The organism is Enterococcus sp. AZ050 (assembly GCF_051715085.1).
Classification (GTDB): Bacteria; Bacillota; Bacilli; order Lactobacillales; family Enterococcaceae; genus Enterococcus; species Enterococcus faecalis.
In genome coordinates, this window is the sequence record NZ_JBIOTC010000001.1 from 2,265,440 (window position 1) to 2,287,543 (window position 22,104).

General features: G+C 37.5%; 19 protein-coding genes. 9 read left to right on the forward strand and 10 right to left on the reverse strand.

Annotation, left to right across the window (positions count from 1 at the left end; genetic code table 11):
• The first annotated feature begins 72 nt into the window (after positions 1–72).
• The 3 genes from IGJ04_RS11080 (at position 73) to IGJ04_RS11090 (ending at position 2,316) form a co-directional block, all read left to right on the forward strand.
• Entirely contained in the window at positions 73–516 is a 444-nt protein-coding gene (locus IGJ04_RS11080; protein ID WP_010828559.1) for a DUF3290 domain-containing protein, read from the forward strand.
• Positions 517–531: 15 nt separating this feature from the next.
• Positions 532–1,179 (forward strand): DUF421 domain-containing protein, encoded by a 648-nt coding sequence (locus tag IGJ04_RS11085; RefSeq protein ID WP_002355545.1) that lies wholly within the window; start codon positions 532–534, stop codon positions 1,177–1,179.
• A 66-nt stretch (positions 1,180–1,245) separates the two neighbouring features.
• The gene (locus IGJ04_RS11090) at positions 1,246–2,316 is read left to right on the forward strand and encodes a hypothetical protein (protein WP_002363169.1); all 1,071 of its coding nucleotides are present in this window, start codon (positions 1,246–1,248) and stop codon (positions 2,314–2,316) included.
• Positions 2,317–2,357: 41 nt separating this feature from the next.
• Here IGJ04_RS11090 and IGJ04_RS11095 read toward each other — a convergent pair whose 3' ends face one another.
• Together IGJ04_RS11095 and IGJ04_RS11100 are read right to left on the reverse strand one after the other, a co-directional pair.
• Positions 2,358–2,672: a DUF1827 family protein gene (locus IGJ04_RS11095; RefSeq protein WP_002355547.1), complete on the reverse strand. Its 315-nt coding sequence runs from the start codon at positions 2,670–2,672 to the stop codon at positions 2,358–2,360.
• A gap of 194 nt (positions 2,673–2,866) precedes the next feature.
• A complete protein-coding gene (locus IGJ04_RS11100) occupies positions 2,867–5,107 on the reverse strand; it encodes an ATP-dependent Clp protease ATP-binding subunit (protein WP_002386935.1) in 2,241 nt (746 codons plus the stop codon).
• 302 nt (positions 5,108–5,409) lie between these two features.
• Here IGJ04_RS11100 and IGJ04_RS11105 point away from each other — a divergent pair, with 302 nt between their 5' ends.
• From IGJ04_RS11105 to ptsP, 3 genes are all read left to right on the forward strand, one after another.
• Positions 5,410–5,601: a hypothetical protein gene (locus IGJ04_RS11105; RefSeq protein WP_002366170.1), complete on the forward strand. Its 192-nt coding sequence runs from the start codon at positions 5,410–5,412 to the stop codon at positions 5,599–5,601.
• A gap of 170 nt (positions 5,602–5,771) precedes the next feature.
• Positions 5,772–6,038: a phosphocarrier protein HPr gene (locus IGJ04_RS11110; protein WP_002355551.1), complete on the forward strand. Its 267-nt coding sequence runs from the start codon at positions 5,772–5,774 to the stop codon at positions 6,036–6,038.
• On the forward strand, positions 6,038–7,765 hold the full coding sequence (ptsP, locus tag IGJ04_RS11115; RefSeq protein WP_002361251.1) for a phosphoenolpyruvate--protein phosphotransferase: 1,728 nt from the start codon (positions 6,038–6,040) through the stop codon (positions 7,763–7,765). Before IGJ04_RS11110 ends, ptsP begins: the two co-directional genes overlap by 1 nt.
• 74 nt (positions 7,766–7,839) lie before the next feature.
• Here the strand turns inward: ptsP and IGJ04_RS11120 are convergent.
• The 4 genes from IGJ04_RS11120 to IGJ04_RS11135 all read right to left on the reverse strand — a co-directional run bounded on the left by IGJ04_RS11120 (position 7,840) and on the right by IGJ04_RS11135 (position 13,290).
• Positions 7,840–8,984, reverse strand: a protein-coding gene (locus tag IGJ04_RS11120; protein WP_113821027.1) for an IS3 family transposase whose coding sequence is annotated in 2 segments (ribosomal slippage) — positions 7,840–8,711 and positions 8,711–8,984 — 1,146 coding nt in all. Because the reading frame shifts where the segments join, the coding sequence is not laid out codon by codon here.
• 107 nt (positions 8,985–9,091) lie between these two features.
• Positions 9,092–10,171: a DUF916 and DUF3324 domain-containing protein gene (locus tag IGJ04_RS11125; RefSeq protein WP_164548297.1), complete on the reverse strand. Its 1,080-nt coding sequence runs from the start codon at positions 10,169–10,171 to the stop codon at positions 9,092–9,094.
• Between the two features lie 35 nt (positions 10,172–10,206).
• On the reverse strand, positions 10,207–10,944 hold the full coding sequence (locus tag IGJ04_RS11130) for a WxL domain-containing protein (protein ID WP_438840216.1): 738 nt from the start codon (positions 10,942–10,944) through the stop codon (positions 10,207–10,209).
• Positions 10,945–10,998: 54 nt separating this feature from the next.
• Positions 10,999–13,290: a hypothetical protein gene (locus IGJ04_RS11135; protein WP_071646575.1), complete on the reverse strand. Its 2,292-nt coding sequence runs from the start codon at positions 13,288–13,290 to the stop codon at positions 10,999–11,001.
• A 348-nt stretch (positions 13,291–13,638) separates the two neighbouring features.
• Here IGJ04_RS11135 and tig point away from each other — a divergent pair, with 348 nt between their 5' ends.
• From tig to IGJ04_RS11150, 3 genes are all read left to right on the forward strand, one after another.
• Positions 13,639–14,922, forward strand: coding sequence for a trigger factor (gene tig / locus IGJ04_RS11140; protein ID WP_002355556.1), 1,284 nt, complete (start codon positions 13,639–13,641; stop codon positions 14,920–14,922).
• A 111-nt stretch (positions 14,923–15,033) separates the two neighbouring features.
• Entirely contained in the window at positions 15,034–15,696 is a 663-nt protein-coding gene (locus IGJ04_RS11145) for a hypothetical protein (RefSeq protein ID WP_002355557.1), read from the forward strand.
• Positions 15,697–16,145: 449 nt separating this feature from the next.
• On the forward strand, positions 16,146–16,637 hold the full coding sequence (locus IGJ04_RS11150) for a hypothetical protein (protein WP_438840217.1): 492 nt from the start codon (positions 16,146–16,148) through the stop codon (positions 16,635–16,637).
• Positions 16,638–16,704: 67 nt separating this feature from the next.
• Here the strand turns inward: IGJ04_RS11150 and IGJ04_RS11155 are convergent, their stop codons facing one another.
• The 4 genes from IGJ04_RS11155 to IGJ04_RS11170 all read right to left on the reverse strand — a co-directional run bounded on the left by IGJ04_RS11155 (position 16,705) and on the right by IGJ04_RS11170 (position 22,015).
• Entirely contained in the window at positions 16,705–18,627 is a 1,923-nt protein-coding gene (locus IGJ04_RS11155) for a PTS fructose transporter subunit IIABC (protein WP_002382993.1), read from the reverse strand.
• A gap of 23 nt (positions 18,628–18,650) precedes the next feature.
• Positions 18,651–19,568 carry a 1-phosphofructokinase gene (gene pfkB, locus IGJ04_RS11160; protein ID WP_002363177.1) on the reverse strand — a complete coding sequence of 306 codons (918 nt, stop codon included), beginning with the start codon at positions 19,566–19,568 and terminating at the stop codon, positions 18,651–18,653.
• Positions 19,565–20,317: a DeoR/GlpR family DNA-binding transcription regulator gene (locus IGJ04_RS11165; RefSeq protein WP_002381250.1), complete on the reverse strand. Its 753-nt coding sequence runs from the start codon at positions 20,315–20,317 to the stop codon at positions 19,565–19,567. Before IGJ04_RS11165 ends, pfkB begins: the two co-directional genes overlap by 4 nt.
• A gap of 138 nt (positions 20,318–20,455) precedes the next feature.
• The gene (locus IGJ04_RS11170) at positions 20,456–22,015 is read right to left on the reverse strand and encodes a ClC family H(+)/Cl(-) exchange transporter (protein ID WP_033625954.1); all 1,560 of its coding nucleotides are present in this window, start codon (positions 22,013–22,015) and stop codon (positions 20,456–20,458) included.
• Positions 22,016–22,104: the final 89 nt, after the last annotated feature.

Genomic DNA, 22,104 nt, shown 5'->3' on the forward strand with positions numbered 1-22,104 from the left:
AAAGCAGGCGTGATTGTTTTTTTTGAGATAGAATACTTACTATAACGAACCTATCAAGGAGTGGACAAGAACATGAATTTTTATGGCATCGAGTATTTAAAAAGCCAATCTAATTTAAATGATTACTTAAAGTATTTTTTTATTTTTGCTTTGTTAATCGGGCTAGTCATTGTGTTTAGTTTTTATGTGCGACATCAAATTCAAACGAAATATCGTGAATTAAGTATTATTATTTTTTTATCATTATTATTTGTTTTAGGGGTTCAATATTCCAATTATCAACTGAACCAAAATCAGCATTCACAATCTTCGCAAATGGTACATTTTGTCGAACAAGTGGCACAGGAAAAAAAGGTTTCTCCAGAAAAAGTTTATGTCAATGGTACACAATTGGCTGACGGAACCATAGTTAAAATTGACGAAGTGTTTTATAAAATGAGTTTAAGTACGGATCAGCAGTCTTATACGTTACAAGAAACGTATTTATTAACACCAACGTTTGAAATCATAAAGTAAAGTGAGGGAAAATTAATGCAGTTTTATAGTCCAATTATTATTAAATTTGCTTTAGGTATTATTTGTTTAATTGTCCAAATTAATTTGATGGGAAAAGGCAATTTGGCGCCCACATCGGCTATGGACCAAGTGCAAAACTATGTATTGGGGGGCATTATTGGTGGTGTTATTTATAATGATTCAATTACGGTGCTCCAATTTGTATTAGTGTTAATTTTGTGGACATTATTAGTCTTAATTTTAAAATTTGCAAAAGAACACAATCGCTATGTGAAGCAAATTGTGGATGGTAAACCCATTACTTTAATCAAGGATGGACAGGTTGTGGTGAAGGAATGTTTGAAAAATGGTATTTCTGCAAATGATCTAATGTTTAAATTACGAGCAAATGGTATTTATGAAGTCCAGCTTGTTAAACGGGCGGTTTTAGAACAAAATGGTCAATTAACAATCGTCGAATATGGCGATGAAAGTATTCGTTATCCGATTATTGTGGACGGTCAAGCCAACATGGATGTCCTAGAGTTAATCAAAAAAGATGAGCACTGGCTGTTAACGCAAATCCAAGAACAAGGCTTCCAAAGATTACAGGAAATCTATCTAGGTGAGTATTTATCTGGACAGTTAAGTTTATCGCCATATGAAGAAAAAACGATTTCTTAGCTATACTTTTCATCCTACTTATATTAAAATTAAATGGTAATTCAATGAGTTTCAAAAGGAGGAAAAATGAAAACTAAAAAGATAGTTGTCGGGTTATTTTGTTCAATGATTATTTTAATGGGGTGCCAACCAGATCAACGAACTGAAAAAATGAAAGAAAGTACTGAAGCAGAAGCAGTCCAAGTAACGAGTGGTGCCTCGGCAGCCACTAATGCCACTTCTGTAAAGCAGGAGGAGCAGACAAACACGAATGATCAACCGAAGGAGAGTGCTGCCAAAGTGAGTTATGAGCGTAATGGACATACCTTTGAAGTTGATGCTGTTTCTGGCGCTACAGTAGAAGCTAATAATGGACAATCAGGAATTAGTCCAGAAGAAAAAGCCCAGAAGATGTATTGGTCAGGTCGTCCAGAAATCGGAGAAGTTCAAGGGGATTATTATCATCATGAAGTCGTGTTTGATGGCGGCTATACGGCTTTAATTGATGTCGTTGTTAAGGATCAACAAATTCAGTTAGTGGAATTTGATGAACGTGGACCTAAAAACTATTATTCTGAAGAATGGGCAGGAGTGACAAAACGTTTATCCGGCTATGCAAATTTTCAAGCGAACAACGCCCGAACTGATCAATCGTTAGTGACCGTTGTTAATACGATGACTTTTCTAGAAAATCAAATGGTTGCTGAAAATCGCCTAGATGGCGCATTCCAGACAGCCAAAGGTCAATCCAATAGCGCTAATAATGGTTATCTTCCTGCTGCTAGGGCTTTAGCCAAGGAAATCAAAGAACCTTCAAAAGAACATTATACAAGTCTAACAGAAGATTTTGGAGAGGGGCTTTCTGGACGTTTAACGGTTATTACGTTAAAAGATTCAGGGAAAATAACCGATCTTCGTTATGATGAATATTTTGCAGATACAGAAGAAGAGATTAAAGATGCGAAACTGAAGGCTTATTCTCGCCAATCAAAATATTTTTCTAAAGATTATGCTCAAAAATCGGGGGAAAATTTCAAAAAAGAAGTAGATGACTTAAGAAAAAAAGCAATCGAGGAAAATAAATTAGTCAGTCCGACAAATGAGGAAGCCTGGTCGGAAAATTATCAAAGGCTTGTAAAAAAAATAACGTCACAATAAATTGAAAAAACTGCCGAAGTGGGGAAACTTCGGCAGTTTTTTTAGTTTTCCATGAGGGAAACTTTTAATGGAACAGACACTTCGGTCACATGGTTTAACTCAATGATAGAAATTTCATCTGGGTCATAAGCCTCTTTAGGTAATCGTTTTAACAGTTTTGCTAAAATTTCTTTTACTTCTGTCGGACGAATGCGACGATTTTTATTCATAATCAGAACTTCCACATGGTGAGCTGCTTCTGAATAGACAGCGGTCGTGTTTCCTGCTGAGTAGACTTTTACAAAGTAAGCATCCGTGTTTTCCAATTGTTTATTTACTAATTGTTTGTAGCTATTGGTCACATTCACTAATTTCATTTTATCACCTCATTATAGTTGTGTGCTGCAAAAGAGCGTTTCCAATTATGTACAGGAGTTCCAGATTGAATTTTTTCTATGAGGAACAAGTATACGAATATCTTTCTTCTATTATAGTTTTTTTTGATGAAAATAAAAAGTGAAAAGCATAAAAAAATCCGCACGCATTGTTATTAATGCGTGTGGATTTTTGATTATTCTGCTTGGTCAGATGTTGAAGTTTCTGTTTTAGTCACTTCTTGTGCGCCAGTTACGATAATTTTACCTTCGTTATCTAACGCTGCGACTAATTGATGATTTTCAGGATGATCTAGATAGTATTCAGCAATGCCGTCTTCAATTTGTTCTTGAATTGTTCGACGTAAAGGACGAGCGCCCATTGCAGGATCATAACCTAAATCAACGAGTTTTTCTTTGACTTCTGTTGGAACCTCAATGTGTAATTTTTGTTTAGCTAATAAGCCATTTACTTCTTCTAACATCAAGCTGACAATGTTCATCAGGTTTTCTTTGCTTAATGCTTTGAATTCGATAATACCATCGAAACGGTTAAGGAATTCGGGGGTGAAGAAGTTGTTCAATTGACCTAAAACAGATTTAGTCACACCTTCACGGGCAGCGCCAAAGCCAACGTTGGCTTCCACAGCTCCTGTTCCAGCATTACTTGTCATGATAATGATGGTGTCTTTAAAGCTGACCGTACGACCTTGTGCATCTGTTAAACGACCATCGTCGAGAATTTGTAAAAACATGTGTAAAACATCAGGATGCGCTTTTTCAATTTCATCCAATAAAATCAAACTATAAGGATTACGACGGACTTTTTCTGTGAGTTGTCCAGCTTCGTCATACCCAACATAGCCTGGAGGAGAACCAATCAGTTTAGAAACACTGTGTTTTTCCATATACTCACTCATATCAAAACGAACCATCGAATCTTCTGAACCGAATAGCTCAAAAGCTAATTGTTTTGCTAATTCTGTTTTACCAACGCCTGTTGGCCCAACAAATAAGAAGGAACCAATTGGGCGGTTTTGTTTGCCTAGGCCTACACGATTGCGACGAATCGCTTTAGCTACTTTATCGACGGCATCATCTTGTCCGACAACATGAGCTTTTAAGTCAACAGCTAAATTTTTCAATTGGGTTTGTTCTTTTTCTTTTAAGTCACCGACAGGAATGCCAGTTTTTTGTTCCACAATGGCTTCAATATCTTTTTCAGTGATGACGGGTGTTTCTTCATCGCTGATTTGTTTTTCTTTCATTGCTTGTAATTTATTGATTTGATCACGATAATAAGCCGCTTTTTCAAAATCTTCTTCTGCGGAAGCTTGTTGTTTTTGTTGTTCCGCTTCTGCTAATTTTTTATCAATTGTTTTTGGATCGACGAGTTGGATAGTTAGATTCATTTTTGAACCAGATTCATCTAACAAGTCAATCGCTTTATCTGGTAAAAAGCGATCTTGAATGTAACGATTGGATAAGTTTGCTGCTGCGTTAATCGCTTCATCTGTATATTTGACATGATGATAATCTTCATAACGTTTTTGCAGACCATGTAAAATCGTTATGGTTTCGGCAACGGTTGGCTCATCTACTTGGACTGGTTGCATCCGACGTTCTAAGGCAGCGTCTTTTTCAATAATACGGTACTCATTTAAAGTTGTGGCACCGACTAATTGTAATTCACCACGTGCTAAGGCTGGTTTTAAAATATTGCCAGCATCCATATTGCCATCACCAGCAGCACCAGCACCCACAATTTCATGGACTTCATCAATAAATAAAATGACATTTTCAGCTTCAGTGATTTCTTCAATCAATTTTTGCATCCGTTCTTCAAATTGTCCGCGAATACCAGTTCCTTGAACAAGTGAAACCACATCTAAACGAATGACTTCTTTGTCCAATAATTTTTGGGGCACATCGCCATCGACAATTTTTTGGGCTAAACCTTCGACAACGGCTGTTTTACCAACACCTGGTTCACCGATTAAAACGGGGTTGTTTTTTGTACGGCGATTTAAGATTTCAATGACACGCTTAATTTCTTGGTCACGTCCTACCACAGGATCGATATCTCCTTGGCGTGCCGCTTCGGTGATGTTAATCCCATACTCGCCTAGTAAACCTTGACCAGCGCCAGCGCCTCCGCGAGGGGGTTGACCGCCATTACCACCATCACCAAATTGAGTGGGTGGTGTTTGTTGTTCATAAGGATTACCTTGTTGCATTTGGCGAGAAAGAGAACGATATAAATCGTCTAAACTCCCAAAGCCAAAAGGGTCTTGTCCCATATTTTGAGGGGAATTATTCGCTTGATTTTTTAATTTTTGATAGCAGCTTTGGCAATAGTCCAGTTGTTTTCTTTGACCATTCACATTTGCATATAAATGAATTGTTGCTTCATTTTGTTGACAATTTTGACAAATCATTGAATGAAACACATCCTTTCAAAATAACTGAGGCCAGAAAAATAGTTGTTTGCTCTATTATTTCTAGTAAACAGACCATTTTTCCTCAAACCAGCCAAGTACTAGATAGCAGGAATAAATTCTGTCTATAAAACCACTTGACCATTTTTGACCTTTGAGGTTATTATAGCATTTTTTGTAAGAGAATCAAGTAAAAGACCTTGTTTAAAAAAAGGCAAAGATTCGATTTTTTTTACAGACAATTGCGCCATTTTCAAGTAAACTATAAGAGTTGATATTTAAGAGAAAGAGTGGTGAAATCAATGGCTGAAAATCCTTTTGTAGAAAAAATTGCTTCATTAAAAGCTGGAGAAATCTCTGAATTAATCGTGGAGCAAAATGAATTTTTCCAATTTCGTGATGCTTGGATTTCTTTGCCTGACCGCGCGGAAATTGTTGGAGAAGCGGGGTTAAATGGACGAATCATTTATCGTTACCAAAAAGAGGAAGAATAGTCAGTGCAAAACATCACGAAATTTAAGCAAAAAGTGTTGTGTAAGATAGAAAAAAATGGTAATCTTAGAAACTGAAAGGGTCTTTTTTCGAGTAGACGTTTGATTTTAGCGTATCAAGAAAGGAAAACCCTAACATAAAAATTTTTTATTTACGAAGGAGACCGATTTATATGGAAAAGAAAGAATTTCACATTGTAGCAGAAACAGGAATTCACGCACGTCCAGCTACTTTATTAGTACAAACTGCAAGCAAATTTAACTCAGATATTAACTTAGAATACAAAGGTAAATCTGTTAACTTAAAATCAATCATGGGCGTTATGTCTTTAGGCGTTGGTCAAGGTTCTGACGTAACAATCACTGTTGATGGTGCTGACGAAGCTGAAGGAATGGCAGCAATCGTTGAAACATTACAAAAAGAAGGATTGGCTGAATAATGTCTGAGATGCTAAAAGGGATTGCCGCAAGTGATGGCGTTGCTGTTGCTAAAGCTTACCTGCTAGTTCAACCTGACTTGTCTTTCAACAAAACTTCCGTAGAAGATACTGATGCAGAAGCAACTCGCTTAGACGATGCTTTAGCAAAATCTACTGAAGAGTTGCAAGCAATTCGCGACAAAGCAGCTCAAAGCCTTGGTGAAGCAGAAGCGCAAGTTTTCGATGCTCATTTAATGGTTTTATCTGACCCAGAAATGGTTGGTCAAATCAAACAAAATATCCAAGACAACAAAGTCAATGCAGAAGCTGCCTTGAAAGAAGTTACGGATATGTATATTGGTATGTTTGAAGCAATGGACGATAATGCTTACATGCAAGAGCGTGCAGCAGATATTCGTGACGTTGCCAAACGTATCTTAGCACATTTATTAGGTGTGACTCTTCCAAATCCTTCAATGATTAACGAAGAAGTAATCGTGGTTGCCCATGACTTAACACCTAGTGATACTGCACAATTAGACCGTACGTATGTTAAAGCCTTTGTGACAGACATCGGCGGACGTACTTCTCACTCAGCAATCATGGCTCGTTCGTTAGAAATCCCTGCAATCGTTGGTACAAAAGAAATTACTGACAAAGTAAAAGCAGGCGATATTTTAGCAGTGAACGGAATCATTGGGGATGTTATTATTGACCCAACAGATGCTGAAAAATCTGAATTTGAAGCAGAAGCAAAAGCTTATGCAGATCAAAAAGCAGAATGGGATAAACTAAAAAATGCAGAAACAGTGACAGCTGACGGCAAACATGTTGAGTTAGCTGCAAACATTGGTACACCAAAAGATTTAGAAGGCGTACACAAAAACGGCGGCGAAGCTGTTGGTTTATATCGTACAGAATTCTTATACATGGATTCATCTGACTTTCCAACTGAAGAGGACCAATACCAAGCGTATAAAGCAGTTCTTGAAGGAATGGAAGGAAAACCCGTTGTGGTTCGTACAATGGATATTGGTGGGGACAAAGAGCTTCCTTACCTGACATTACCACACGAAATGAACCCATTCTTAGGTTACCGTGCATTACGTATTAGCTTATCAGAACTAGGTGACGGCATGTTCCGTACACAAATGCGTGCATTATTACGTGCGTCTGTTCATGGTAACTTACGTATCATGTTCCCAATGGTTGCTACTTTGAAAGAATTTAGAGCAGCGAAAGCAATCTTTGAAGACGAAAAACAAAAATTAGTCAACGAAGGTGTTGAAGTTTCAAACGATATCCAAGTAGGTATTATGATTGAAATTCCAGCAGCTGCCGTATTAGCTGATAAATTTGCCAAAGAAGTAGACTTCTTTAGTGTTGGAACTAACGACTTAATCCAATACACAATGGCGGCAGACCGTATGAACGAACGCGTTTCTTACTTATACCAACCATACAACCCATCAATCTTACGTTTAATTAAAAATGTAATTGATGCAGCACATGCTGAAGGTAAATGGGCTGGTATGTGTGGTGAAATGGCGGGCGATCAAACAGCTGTTCCATTACTATTGGGTATGGGCTTAGATGAGTTCTCAATGAGTGCTACATCTATCCTTAAAACACGTAGCTTGATGAAACGTCTAGACACAACTAAAATGGCTGAACTTGCTGACCGCGCATTAAAAGAATGCGACACGATGGAAGAAGTCGTTGCATTAGTTGAAGAATATACAAAATAATTAAGCGATTATGAAAGCACATCGACAATTGGAACTGACCTAAGATTGTGAGACAGGAATAAAAAAGCATTTTCCTAGACTGCTGATTTCCGATAATCTATCGGCGATTGGTAGTCTAGTTTTTGTTGAATTCGACTTTCACTATAATAAGTAATGTATTTTTTTACAATTTCTATTACAATAGATGTAGGTTCATTTGTGAGCCCATCTAAGTAGAACGTTTCAGACTTTAGTGAGGCATGAAACGATTCGATGCAGGCATTATCTGAAGGTGTCCCTTTGCGGGACATACTCATGGTAATGCCTTTTGTTTTTATTTGATTCTGGTAGTCAAAAGAAGTATAAACAGAGCCCTGATCACTATGCAATAGACAATCCGTTGTTTGGGGCAATTGATCAAGTGTATCCAGAACAAAAGCCGTATCTTGCTTATCACCGATGGTATAGGCAATAATTTCACCATTGTATAAATCCATAATTGAAGACAAATACAATTGCTTTTGACCAAAAGGCAGATAAGTAATATCTGTTACCAATTTCTTTAAAGGAGCGTCTGAAGAAAATTGTCTATTTAGCTTGTTCTCGACAACCGTGTAAGGTTGTCCCACTTTACTGCGTTTCTTCATTTTCACGCGACAATTCCAATGATATTTCTGCATAATCTTTTGTACGGTGTTTTTGTTTACTTTGTATTCCTGATTAATCAACGCAGTAATCTTTCGATAGCCATATCGAAACTTATGTTGGAAGCAAAGTCGACGAACAGCTTCTTCAAGAGGTGTTAACTTTCCCAAGTCTTTTCGATGAGTCCAACGATAATAAGTAGCTCGCGAAACGCCGAAAAGTTGACACAATGCAGTAATGGTTATTTTTCCTTTCATTTTTTTAACTAATTCTACAAATATTTCTGGCTCCACGTCCTTTCCAATTCTTTGTACTTTTTTAGCACCTCAATATGCATTTTTAAATAGTTATTTTCATTTCTAAGCTGTTGTTCATTTGATAGAATTTCTGGACCTTTTCCATAAGCATATTGTTTTCCAACGGGTTGAACCAGACGATGATTCTCGCCATTACGGTACCAACGCCACCATGTTTCAATTTGTGTTTTGTTTTTAATTCCTAATTCTGCCATAATTATTTTTACAGGAATATTCTCTTTTTTCATCTGTATAGCCATTTCTTTGATGTGAATCGGATAAGAAACTCGATTTCCCATTGAAAAAGCACCTCCTAGTTAAATTCATTTTAACGTGAATTCAACAAGAGGTGCTTTTTTATTTTGTCTCAGTTTATTGGGTCAGTTCAAATTGTCGATGTGCTTTTTTATTGTTGCGCTTCACGTATTTTTTTCTTGAAATAATAAATCGTGCTTCCCAAAATGAATAGAAAAACCAGCGTGATGCTACTCACTAGTTTCCAAGGGAAATTGGTGTGTTTTTCAGGTGGGAGGTTGACGGCGGTAGCATTGTATTTTTTAGCTTCTTTTTCTTGGATGACTAAGTGTTTTTCCCACGAATAGTCTTGATAGCCATCGTTTGCTTTGATTTTTACAGTATAATTTCCAGGAACAAAAGGTTGTTCCTTTAAGTCAATCCGATAATTAAAATTTGTATTAGGGGCCATTGTTAACGACTCTTGGTGATTTTCGTAGCGAGGTTTAGCTTCTTTTTCATAATATAAAGAGGCATCGACTTGTAATTTTTTAATCATAGCCGCTTGTTTGTTTTGGAGATTCATTAATACGCGGTTACGACCGTTAGCTTGATCGGTTTTTACTTCATTTAAAGATAATTCTGGCTGAACAGGTTCATCTGTTTCACTAAGTAAGACACCGACTACATAAGAAAAACGATTATTGATGGCCACGCCGTTTTCTGAGTGAGCAGGTTGTTCATCTGACTTTTGTTCAAAGTAGAGTCCTCCTAAAACATAACCATTAAATGGTTTTTCCGGTAAAGTAAGCTGACATTCAACAGTCTTGGTTGAGTGTTTAGGTAGGTGGATTTCTTTTGGCAATTGCGCAATCTCATTAAAAGTAAAAGGTGCAGATGGATCTTTTTTTGTTTCAGCATGAGAATAATCTGCCAAGCCATTATCATTAGTAATCGCTGCATTGGCTGAAGCTAGCACGGTAATGTCGTTGGCTGTTTGATTCGTTAGTTCGATTTGTAGCTTTTGTGTTTGGTTTGGAGCGACACGTAAATCAAAATAACTTGTTTCTTTGGTTCGTTGATTGTCGGGTAAAATGGCTTTTACAGAAAAAGTCATTTCGCTTGCTTCTACAGAATAAGAGCCAATAAAAAATAAAAAAATGATGACGCTAATAGCATGGAGCCATTTAAAAAGCTGCTGATTCATAGTGTGCACTCCTTTTTGATAATTTTTTATAAGAAGGTATTGCATGAAGTTGTTTCATGCAATACCTTGTTTGTTTTCTTTTAAAGTGGTGTATCATCCAAAATCCAAGTAAGCGTTGTTTTATATTGTTTAGCTGCAACTTTTTTCGTTGTCGCAGGAACAGTTAATTGAATGCCTTGAGCAGCGGTCGCTCCGCTACCAAAAGCTAATGTCCAAGTGCCCATTCCTGTTGAAAGAGCGGCAGTCGCCACAGGAGAAGTAGCGGCACCAGTTGGATCCAAGGTTACTGGGACCGTTAATGGCGCCAAAGAAAGTAACTGTGTTGAATTGGGTGTTGCTGCTAAAAAGGTCAAGGAAGCATTATCCAAAACAGCGGGTGTTGAATCACTTGTAGTAAATTGCGCACTCTGTTTAACTGATAATTTCCAGCCAAGATTTAGACCACGTTTGTCAGTTACTTGAACATAGTTTGGCACGCTAATTAAATCGCCAGTACTATTTTGCACTTGGTCTAGTTGTGCCGAATAGATTGCTGTACCGGCTTGAATTTGTTTTGATCCAAAATGGATATTTGAAACATAGTCAATACTAAGGGGTCCGGCTGTACCAGGTTGATGAGGATCAGCAGGATTAGGTGTCACAGGCTGAGAAGGGTTCGTCGGGTTGACAGGTGGCGTGACAGTATTATCAAGAGCAAACGTAATATCAGCGTTGGATTGAATAGAAGCGACTTGAGCTGCTTCAACTTTTGGACTATTTAAAAGCATAAGAGGCGTAGCAACGAACAAAATGCTTGAAATGCGCACGATCTTTTTCATTTTTTATTCCTTCTTTCTTGTTTATTTTTAACTTTTAAAAAAGCTAAAGCCTAATTAGAGGGGTGTATCAGAAAGAATCCATTGTAATTCGGCAGTGTAAGATTCTTTGACCGTTAAATTAAGGTCAGGAGCAACGCTTAAAAAAAGTCCATTTTGTTGGTTCCAAGGAATTTCTACATTGTTATCGTCCGTTGCGGTGTATTGATAAACTTCGGTTGCTAAAGAGGAGAGAGGAAAATCACTGCCATTTTTTCGATAAATGAAAGCTTGCTGGATCGTTTTATTTGTAGAAGTTGAATGCATGGGCTGACTCTCTCTTACCAACAAATGCCATGGTGTTTTTGCAACACGACCATCGGCAATGAGGAAAGGAGCGCTGATGGTCGATGGTGAGTATATGGTTCGTTTGCTGGGAAAAGGTAAATTTTTAAAGGAAACTGTAGTTGGCATCTGCACAAAACGGAGGGTACCGTTTTTGATAGGTAAAGACTGTTCCTTAGTGATTGGCGTAATTGGCGTTCCGCCACCATCATTGCCAGTAACCGTGCTAGAAAATAAAAGAAATTGGTTTATCCATTCTTCTGTAACCGTTGCTGTATATTGTAAGGTGAATTGTGTATTGGCTTCCGTAAAATTATCTGCTGGCAGCGAATTATGATAACTCCAATACGGCAAACCAGTGGAACTATCAGTTAAAAGTTGAAGCCCAGCTATTGGCGTACTTAAACCTGCTGCTGATTGTTTTGTTAATGTAGCAGCTGAAAGTTGGGACAGTCCTTTAGGCACCGTTGCTCGTAATTGCTGATTCATCCACGTTGCTGGTTGATTGGTTAAACGTGTGGTTAACGTAAAACGAATGATTTGACCACTTACGACAGAGTTTGCAGCTTCCCAGAGCCCTTGTGCATTTTTCCGCTCAATGATTTGCGTGACCGTTAGTTGAGGCACAGGATAAGCAACTGTTTGAGAAACAGTAGAACTGGTTAGCAAAGGCAGGCCAGTGCGATTGCTGAGCCCTTGGACCCACAAGCTGACCGTTTCTCCTCCTTGGAAAGTGGGTAAATTAGCAAATTGAAAATGGCCATTGGAATCTAAGGACGTTGTGGAAATAGAACCACCATTTATTTGTACTTTAACTTGATAGGTTCCGTTAGATGCTTGAGAAGCTTTACCTGAAAGTTGAGTTGAGCCGGCATTGGCGACTACGTTTGTGACTGGTTGGATTGACCAATTGACACTTTGGTCAGCTGAGGGGCTGCTTTGAATATAGTCGGTTGACGTTTTTGAACGAGCAAAGACAATTGTAGAGAGCGTGTCGCCATATTCTAATGGTGAAGCTAAAGAGATCGAGAAATTTCCGGCTGCATCGACAGAAATCCCTTTCACCACAATGGGGGTAGTGGTGCCATCATGGCGGTTCAAGGTTAATTGAACAGAGTAGTTATAGTTTGGGTCTTGTACTTGTTGAATGGTCCCTGTTACAGTAGTGTCCAGATGAATTGATTGAGTTAGTTTGGCTGGTGTGACTTGAGGAACGGGATAATTCCCTAAACTAAGTTGAGCTTTGCTAATTACGCCTGTTTTTGTATTATTCCCAATAATAATATTAATTGCACCTAATCCAGTGCCAACATCTGTAAAGGTTCCTCGAATCGGATAGTCTTTGCCGTTAAGAGCAGGAGGGATTGAAATTCCTCGTTTATAAAGTGCGCCGACATCAAACGAAATGGCGGCAGACCATTTGGTTCCGGGAAGTAACACCAAGGTGCTACTTGGAAAAGTCAGATAAACAGAATGATAAGTGCTACTATAAGAGAGGCTGACGCCGTTAGTTGAACTGTGAATATCTTGAGTGGCTGTTCCTGGATAACTGACAGTCCCTGTTAAAAGAGTCAGAAAATCTTGTTGCTTTAGAGTGTCGTTATCTAACTGGCTTGAAATTTCTGTAGGAAGTTGAATAGCAATAATCGGTCGATCATTAATTGCTAAGCCGATAAGTGTCACACTGTATTCATACGAAAGTGTGATAATATCTTGGTTATACGTTCCCGTGCTTAAGGTACTTTTTAAGGTGCTATTACCAACAGAAACACTAGCTGGCGTAGGTGCCATAGGTTCATCGTTTTCAGAGGAAGCATGGGTTTGCTCGGTTTCTTGTTCCACAATATCGGTTGCTTGAGTTGTTTGTTGTTCTGTTGAAACTGAGGTAAATGTTTCACTAAAAGTAGAGGCGTGAGTTGTAGGGTTCAGTGTTTCAGAATGAGCTATCAAAGGTTGAGTCAGCGATAAAAAAAGCCATGATATGATGCAAGAAAAGATTCCCCAGACGAACTTATTCAAAACCATCCTCTCCTTTTTTTGATATTATATGTATAATGATGAAAATATATAATGCGTAAATATTGAGTACATACATTCTATAATGGGCCATTCATAAAGTAAAGCGATTACATCCGATGATGAACAAGATATTTTGTTCACAATCTTTTAGGATTTTAAGAAGGAAATTTCTCGAAATTCTATGCTTTTTTAATCCGAAAAAATTAAAAAACTGATAGTTTGCTAAAAATCGAGTCTTTCTTTCACTTCTTAGCACTTAAAATATTTACATTTTCCTAGGGATAGTGTACTATTTAAAGGTATGCATAAATAAAGTTTGATGTATAAAATTAAATGTTATTCGGAGGGAAACAAATGTCTGCGAAATGGGAAAAAAAAGGCACTAATGATGGTGTATTAACTTTTTCAATCGAACAAGCAGTAATCGAAAAAGGATTAACGCAAGCGTTCAATAAAGTGAAAAAAAACTTAAACGTACCTGGTTTCCGTAAAGGAAAAGTATCACGTACTGTTTTTAACCGTATGTATGGAGAAGAAGCGTTATACGAAGATGCGTTAAACGCTGTTTTACCAGAAGCATATGAAGCGGCTGTTTTAGAAGCAGGAATTGAACCAGTAGCACAACCAAAAATTGATGTTGAAAGCATGAATAAAGGGGAAGACTGGGTTATCACTGCTGAAGTAACTGTAAAACCTGAAGTAAAATTAGGCGAATACAAAAACTTAACAGTGTCTAAACAAGACCGTGAAGTAACAGATGAAGACGTGGAAGCACGTTTGAAACGCGAACAAGAATCTCAAGCTGAATTAGTAATCAAAGAAGATGCCGCTGCTGAAAATGGCGACACTGTAGTTATCGACTTTGAAGGCTTCTTAGGCGACGAAGCATTTGAAGGCGGCAAAGGCGAAAATTACTCATTAGAATTAGGTTCTAATTCATTTATTCCAGGCTTTGAAGACCAATTAGTTGGCAAAAAAGCTGGCGAAGAAGTAGAAGTAAACGTTACTTTCCCTGAAGATTACCAAGCAGAAGATTTAGCTGGTAAAGAAGCAGTCTTCAAAGTAACTGTTCATGAAGTAAAAGCAAAAGAATTACCAGAATTGGATGATGAATTTGCAAAAGACGTTGACGATTCAGTAGAATCATTAGACGAATTAAAAGAAAAATTCCGTAAAGAATTGACAGAAGCAAAAGAAGCAGCAGCTGAAGAAGCAAAAGACGAAGAAGCAATTCGTTTAGCTGTTGAAAATGCTGAAATCGTTGAATTACCACACGTAATGGTTCACGACGAAGTTCACCGTTCAATGGATGAATTCTTAAACAACATGCAACGCCAAGGAATTTCTCCTGAAATGTACTACCAATTAACTGGTTCTACAGAAGAAGATTTACACAAACAATTTGAAGGCGAAGCAGAAACACGCACAAAAACAAACTTAGTGATTGAAGCAGTTGCCAAAGCTGAAAACATCGAAGTAACACAAGAAGACATCGATGCTGAAGTGAAAGATTTAGCAGAACAATACAACATGCCTGAAGCGCAAGTACGTAAAGTATTAAACAACGACATGTTAGAACACGATATTCGTATGAAACGTGCTGTTGAAACAATTACTGAAACAGCTGTTGAAAAATAAACATTTTTAATAAGCTCTTCATTCGATAGAGTTTTCTAAAACTGTAGATGGAAGGTGTCTTTCATCTACAGTTTTTTTCATATAAAATAACTTTTGAAAGGGTGTGTCAAAATGGATAAAAATTATTCGAAAATTAAATATGGATTAGTGGTGTTTGGCATCTTATGCTTGACGTACAATCTCTGGGAATTTTTTACGGCTAAGTATTCAACAAAACAAGGTGTGACGTTTGTTATCGAATGTTTACTTGGAATTGGGCTGATCTTTTTACCGGATCTTGTCAATAAATTTTTAAAAATTATTATGCCACCGACTATCGTTTATTTTTACTGGTTTTTCTTGTTTATTTCAGTATTCCTAGGAACCTCGTTGCATATGATTTCAATCATTTCGTTCTGGGATAAAATTTTACACTTTGTTAGTCCGATGCTGTTAACTGCTGTGGGTTATGGTATTGCTGCTTTCCTATTGAAGAAAACGAAGTACGCCGATGTTTCCCCGTGGTTATTTTTATTATTTGGGTTTGCATTTGCAGGGCTTTGTGGCGTCTTCTGGGAATTCTGGGAATTTATCTGCGATTCATTAGGAAACATGAACTTACAACGCTATAATATGTCCAACGGCCAACCATTTATTGGGCGTGCTGCTTTGATGGATACGATGGGGGATTTATTTACCAATACCCTTGGGGCCTTTGTGATGGGCGTGTACACGTATATCAGAAGCAAAGGAAATCCTGAGTATTTAGAAAATTATGCGATAAAGAGAAAATAATATAGGGAAGTAAAAAAACAAGTTCTTTTAAAAGAGCTTGTTTTTTTGTATTAAATTATTAAGAATATGCGAATTTGCATTTTTAACTAATAAAATAGTTTGGTAAAATTAGAATATAATGGTTATGTAATGATTTTTTTATGTGGATGCACCCCAGTGATATGTTCTAAATACTTATCAAAAGAACAAGTAACTAGAAAGATCAATACTTTGATGACTTATTATTCTTTAATACTATAAAATTGGAAGGGAGGAAGATTAGGGAAAATAACTGCCAAAGACAACGCAACGGGGAAGTGATAAAAAAACAAAATTGGTGTATTTAAGAAAGTGAAAAAAGCAGCGTCTTATGAAAAATTGTATCTTAAAAATAATCTATTTGATTACATATACTTTTAATTTTTCAATGAGATACTTTACGAAAAAAAGAAGTGGAGTGTAGGTTGTATATGAAAGAAACTGTGAAAAAAGCAAAACAAGAAATGAAAGATAGAAGTAGACCGTATCAGATGTATGGGTTTTATTTAGCAATTCCAATAATCCTTATGGTCATTTTTATTTTTGGATTTTTAGGAGTTGAAACCAATAAATCGTGGGGCTCGGTCTTATTTGTTACTACACTTATTGCGAACATGGGAGTGAGCAAGTTAGAAAAATTACCTAAAAGAAAATATGTTGCACCTGTACTAGTCTATGTAACGGAGGCAATAGCTGTATTCCTTTTACTTGTTTTCTTTGGTGCAATTATAGCTGGAGGGGCAAATTTTGTGATAATTGAATTAATTTTGTATGTTGTATTAGTATTAAGGATTATTACAATCATTTTTTTCTTTATTACTGCTAATGATATAAGAAAAGTTTATCCAACCATGAAACAAGAGGCCAAAGATTCACGAGCACAATATCTAAGAGTAAAGAAGTTAGCTCAAAAAAGAATATAGTATAGTTAGTAATTCTATAATAAAAAAGCGATTCAACAATGGTTGAATCGCTTTTTTGCTGTTTTTTTTAAGCAGGTACTTCGACAGGTTTTTTCAAAAGTCCGTAGACAATTCCTGAAATAATCGCCCCAATTAAGATGAACAATAGATATAGTAATGGATTACTTAATAGGAAGACGACGAAGATTCCTCCATGTGGTGCCAATAATTTGATACCAAACGCACCAACCAACGCACCAGTAAAGGCAGAACCTACCACGAAACTTGGAATCACACGTAATGGGTCAGCTGCTGCAAAAGGAATTGCCCCTTCAGTGACAAAAGAAAGGCCCATAACAATATTGGTTAAGCCGGCATCTTGTTGATCTTTTGTAAATTTATTTTTAAATAAACGAGTTGCTACGAAAATTGCTAATGGAGGAACCATTCCGCCAGCCATTACAGAAGCCATGACCACGCTGCCACCTTCTGCAACAGTACTTGCTAGCGTAGCTGTACCGAAAACATAAGCAGCTTTGTTAACTGGTCCACCTAAGTCGATGGCCATCATACCAGCTAATAAAGCACCAAGTAAAGCTGCATTTGTGCCATCTAAGCCAAGTAGGAAATGATTTAACGCATCATTAATTGCTTTCATTGGGATGTTAATGACTAACATTAATAAGCCCGTAATAATCAAACCAAAAACTGGATAGAATAAAATGGTTTTAATTCCATCTAATGATTTTGGCAAGCCTTTGAAGACTTTACGTAAAAGAACCACTACATAACCAGCTAAGAAACCACCGATTAGGGCCCCAAGGAACCCAGCGCCTCCAGCGTTTGCTAACGCACCAGCGGCGAAACCAGCAACTAAGCCTGGACGATCCCCAATACTAGAAGCAATAAAACCAGCTAAGACAGGTAACATAAAGCCAAATGCTGCGCCACCAATTTGGTTAAACCAGCTAGCTACGTCATTGTAATTCCCTAAATTGGCTAATTGATCTTGAGGAACTCCGATAAATTGATCAATCATAAAGGAAAGAGCAATGGCAATTCCGCCACCAATAACGAAAGGTAACATATGAGAAACACCATTCATTAAATCTTTATAGATACGAGAACCGATTGAACCTTCCGCTGAATCCTCTTGGTCGCTTGCAGCCGAGTCACTGCCATGGAAAGTAGGAGCTTCACCACTAATGGCTAAGTTAATTAGTTCTTCGGTTTTACGAATTCCATCACTGACGGGACGATTGACTAATTTTTTACCATCAAAACGATTCATTTCTACTTTTTTATCGGCTGCGACAATTACGCCATCAGCACGAGCAATATCTTCAGCAGTCAAACGATTTTTAATTCCTTCTGAACCGTTTGTTTCTACTTTAATGTCTACGCCCATTTCTTTTGCTTTTTTCTTCAGTGCATCTTCAGCCATGTAAGTGTGAGCAATTCCTGTAGGACAAGCAGTCACAGCAATAATATATTTACGATTGCTTTCTGGTGCTGGCGTTGTTTGTTCTTGTTCTGCTTTTTCTTCCGCTTCTTTTTGATCTTCTGCTGCTTGGAAAAGAGCTTGGACTGCTTCTGGAGTTTCCGCTTCTTTCAATTTGCCAACAAAGTCTGGATCGATAAGTAATCGAGAAAGGGCCGCAAGTGCTTGGAGATGTGTATCATTGGCGCCTTCTGGAGCAGCAATCATGAAGAATAGATAAGTAGGTTGTCCATCTAGTGCTTCATAATCAACCCCTTTTTTACTTTTAGCGAAAAGAACTGTCGGTTCTTTTACGGCACTATTTTTTGCGTGAGGCATAGCGATGCCGTCGCCTAAACCAGTCGATGTTTGTGCTTCGCGTTTTAAAATTCCTTCTTTGTAAGTGTCAATGTCAGAGATGCGGCCACCATCGTATAATTTTTGGACCATTTCATCAATCGCGCCTTTTTTATCAGTAGCTTGTAAATCCATAATCATGACATCTTTTATTAATAAATCATTAATGTTCACTCTATTTTCCTCCCTTAGTGGATTTATTCTGAAATTTTTTCAATTGTTACTTCGTGAATAAGTTCTTGGATAAAATCTTCTGAGGCTAAATCATCAGAAAATGCGGTCGCGCTACCGCAAGCGACACCCCATTTGAAAGCCTCTAAAGGATCTTGTGTTTTTGAAAAGTTGCCAATAAAACCAGCAATCATTGAGTCGCCAGCGCCGACAGAATTTTTCAGTGGACGTTTTAAAACGTTGGAACGATAAACACCTTCTGTTGTGAAAAGTAATGCACCATCACCAGCCATTGAGATAATTACGTGTTGCGCTCCTTCTTCTAGTAACCGATGTCCATAAGGTAAAATGTCTTCAACACTTGTAAAGGTTGTATGATATAATTCTGCCAACTCATGATTATTTGGCTTGACCAATAAAGGCTTTTGTGACAAAGCGTTCATTAAATCTTCACCTGTTGTATCAATAACAAATTCTGCGCCTTTTTCCTTCACAATTTGGATTAACTCTTCGTAAAATCCTTTGCGTAGAGAAGCAGGTGTACTTCCTGAAAGAACAACAATATCACCAGCCTGAACACGACTAACTGCTTGTTTTAGTTCTTGAATTTCTTCGTTTGTTAGAGCAGGTCCTAAGCCGTTAATTTCTGTTTCAGTATCTGATTTCAATTTAATGTTGATTCGTGTATCAGCAGACACGGGAGTGAAATTCGTTTGGATTTCTTCTTTTTTCAACCAATCGGCAATGAATGAGCCTGTAAAACCACCTAAAAAACCTAAGGCAGTGGATTCTGTCTCCATACGTTTTAAAATACGTGAAACGTTGATTCCTTTGCCGCCAGGTAATTTAAAATCATTCGTCATCCGATTTAAATCACCAATTTGTAGATGATCGACATGAACGATAAAGTCGATAGAAGGGTTTAAAGTCACTGTGTAAATCATTTGTTTGCCTCCATTAAAATAGTTTTTTGCTGGAATCCTTGAAGCGATTCAGCAGGGCAGTAGTCAGTTAGTAAAGTAACTGACTCTAATTCTTCCACTTTGGTAAACGTTACTTCATTAAATTTTGTATGATCCAGTAAAACATAGGCTGTTTCTGCTTGATGAATAGCCAAGGCTTTTAGCGCTGCTTCTTCGGGATCAGGCGTCGTTAAACCAAACTCTAAATGTGCGCCGTTAGTTCCTAAAAAAGCTTTGTTAAAACGAAAATGTTGTAGCTGTTCCATACTAGTGGCACCAATGATTGCTTTAGTGGAGAGCTTCAAAGTACCACCAAGCATAATAGTGGGAATTTCCATATCGCTAAGTTTTGCAGCGTGATGCACGGAATTCGTCACTACATGGATTTGTTTCCCAACTAAAAAAGGGATCATTTCTAACGTGGTTGAACCAGCATCTAAATAGATCATATCGCCATCTTGGACACAACTAGCGGCTAAAGAAGCAATCTTTTGCTTTTCGTGCGTGTTTTTGATTGATTTTTCCGTCATGTTTTGTTCAAAGCCTAAATTAAGAATACGCTTAGCGCCGCCGTGAATGCGTTCTAACAAATTGGCGTCTTCTAATTCTTGTAAATCGCGGCGGATTGTGGATTCTGAAGCATTGAACAAGCTAGCAAGTTCTTGCGATTTGACGACTGATTTTTGATCTAACAATTGTAAAATTTTTTGATGTCGTTCTTCCGTAAGCATTTTCATCCCTCATTTCATGGATATAATAGCACAAATGAAAACGCTAATCAATCTAAAACGGTCAAAAACATTCAAAAAAATTAAAAAACAGTCATAAGAAAAAAAGAAAGCTGCTGAACTCAGGTTCAGCAGCTTTCTTTAATTCACTAAATCATTCGGTAAAGTTTTTTGATAAATCTCTTTTTTGACTTGGTAAGCGAGTTTTTCATCGGTCAAAATAATGAGCACATCGCCAACATGCATAACAGTATCACCATGTGTTAAAATTTCCGATTCACCACGGCGAATGGAAGTGAGCAACATTTGTTTAGGCCAGACAAAATCACGTACCATCGTATCATCTAAGGAACTTTCTGCAGTGATAGGTAATTCAATAATCGTTTTGTGGCCACGAATATTACTTACTTTAGAAGGAACCAAACGTTCTAATAAGCTTTCATAAATTGGCTTGCCGCCAAGACTATCGATGGTAATATAACTAACTAAAGCGACAACCCCTAAAGACATTAAATGAGAAAAATTGCCGACCATTTCTGTTACTAAAATAATCGCTGTTAACGGTGCTTTACCAATCGCAGTAAAATAACCAGCCATGGCAAAAATTAAAAAGTTTTTCACAAAAATTGGATCCATCCCTACGTATTGGACAAGTAGACTGCCATACAATGTTCCGATAATGGCACCTAAAGTTAGAATAGGCAAGAAAATACCACCAGGGAGATTCGAACCGTAAGAAACCATTGAAAAAACAAAACGTAAAACCAGTAAGCCGACTAAAGCCCAAATCGTAGTCGGTTGATTGCCTAAAGCTAAAACAATTTGATTCCCACCGCCAAGTAAATGTGGAAAGAAATAACCAATCGGTAAAATCAAAATAAAAGGAACAAAACCATAATAATTAGAAGAAAGGCCTTTGATTTTTCCATATACTTTTGGTAAGGACAACAATGTTTTTTGATATATCCAACCTAATAATCCTAGCAAAACGCCCAGCAGTACTAATGTCCAATAGTACTCTAGAGGCAAAGATTTAACGGGACCAATATAAAGAACTGGCTGCAATCCGAAGAAATGCAAAGAAACAAAGTTAGCGGAAATGGCCGCAGAAAAAGAGGTTAACCAAACTAAAGGTGAAAAGGAATGGTGAACCTCTTCTAGAACAAATAAAAGTCCTGCAATTGGTGCATTAAAAGCGGCGGCTAAACCAGCACTGGCACCACTACTGATTAAAATTTTTTCTTCAGACTTGGTGCTTTGCCGCCATTGACTATAGCCTTGTCCAACCACTGCACCTAGTTGAATTGAAGGACCTTCACGTCCCAAAAATAGCCCAGGACTAATCGCTAAGATCCCACCGATAAATTTTTTCCAAAGCACTGGAAACCAGTGAATTTCTAATTGACCTTGAAGTTGTCCTTCCACTTGGGGAATGCCACTGCCTTTAATTGCTGGTTCGCTTTTGATCAGTCGTCCTAATAAATAAGCAAGCACGAGAGAAAATAAGAACCAAGGAATCATCCAAAAGGGTTTTTCGTGAAACGTTTGATACAGATGCACGACTTGTTCGCCAATTTTTTCAATGCCTAAGCGAAATAAGCTGACAACAAAGCCGACCAGGATTCCGACGACGATGCCTTTAAGGATAAAGCCGATTCGGGTACCATCTAATTGTTTAATTTCATGTACATCATTATTCATTTCATTTTTAGCCTCCATCACTACTTACTAATGTACTGCGGTTTGACTTGATTTACAAGAAAATTTCATATAAAAAGAAAAAGATTTTT

Excerpts from the sequence above, each read along its gene's own strand:
- IGJ04_RS11080 (WP_010828559.1), top strand. The coding sequence starts at position 73 with ATGAATTTTTATGGCATCGAGTATTTAAAAAGCCAATCTAATTTAAAT.
- IGJ04_RS11085 (WP_002355545.1), top strand. The coding sequence starts at position 532 with ATGCAGTTTTATAGTCCAATTATTATTAAATTTGCTTTAGGTATTATT.
- IGJ04_RS11090 (WP_002363169.1), top strand. The coding sequence starts at position 1,246 with ATGAAAACTAAAAAGATAGTTGTCGGGTTATTTTGTTCAATGATTATT.
- IGJ04_RS11095 (WP_002355547.1), bottom strand. The coding sequence starts at position 2,672 with ATGAAATTAGTGAATGTGACCAATAGCTACAAACAATTAGTAAATAAA.
- IGJ04_RS11100 (WP_002386935.1), bottom strand. The coding sequence starts at position 5,107 with ATGATTTGTCAAAATTGTCAACAAAATGAAGCAACAATTCATTTATAT.
- IGJ04_RS11105 (WP_002366170.1), top strand. The coding sequence starts at position 5,410 with ATGGCTGAAAATCCTTTTGTAGAAAAAATTGCTTCATTAAAAGCTGGA.
- IGJ04_RS11110 (WP_002355551.1), top strand. The coding sequence starts at position 5,772 with ATGGAAAAGAAAGAATTTCACATTGTAGCAGAAACAGGAATTCACGCA.
- ptsP (WP_002361251.1), top strand. The coding sequence starts at position 6,038 with ATGTCTGAGATGCTAAAAGGGATTGCCGCAAGTGATGGCGTTGCTGTT.
- IGJ04_RS11125 (WP_164548297.1), bottom strand. The coding sequence starts at position 10,171 with ATGCAATACCTTCTTATAAAAAATTATCAAAAAGGAGTGCACACTATG.
- IGJ04_RS11130 (WP_438840216.1), bottom strand. The coding sequence starts at position 10,944 with ATGAAAAAGATCGTGCGCATTTCAAGCATTTTGTTCGTTGCTACGCCT.
- IGJ04_RS11135 (WP_071646575.1), bottom strand. The coding sequence starts at position 13,290 with ATGGTTTTGAATAAGTTCGTCTGGGGAATCTTTTCTTGCATCATATCA.
- tig (WP_002355556.1), top strand. The coding sequence starts at position 13,639 with ATGTCTGCGAAATGGGAAAAAAAAGGCACTAATGATGGTGTATTAACT.
- IGJ04_RS11145 (WP_002355557.1), top strand. The coding sequence starts at position 15,034 with ATGGATAAAAATTATTCGAAAATTAAATATGGATTAGTGGTGTTTGGC.
- IGJ04_RS11150 (WP_438840217.1), top strand. The coding sequence starts at position 16,146 with ATGAAAGAAACTGTGAAAAAAGCAAAACAAGAAATGAAAGATAGAAGT.
- pfkB (WP_002363177.1), bottom strand. The coding sequence starts at position 19,568 with ATGATTTACACAGTGACTTTAAACCCTTCTATCGACTTTATCGTTCAT.
- IGJ04_RS11165 (WP_002381250.1), bottom strand. The coding sequence starts at position 20,317 with ATGCTTACGGAAGAACGACATCAAAAAATTTTACAATTGTTAGATCAA.
- IGJ04_RS11170 (WP_033625954.1), bottom strand. The coding sequence starts at position 22,015 with ATGAATAATGATGTACATGAAATTAAACAATTAGATGGTACCCGAATC.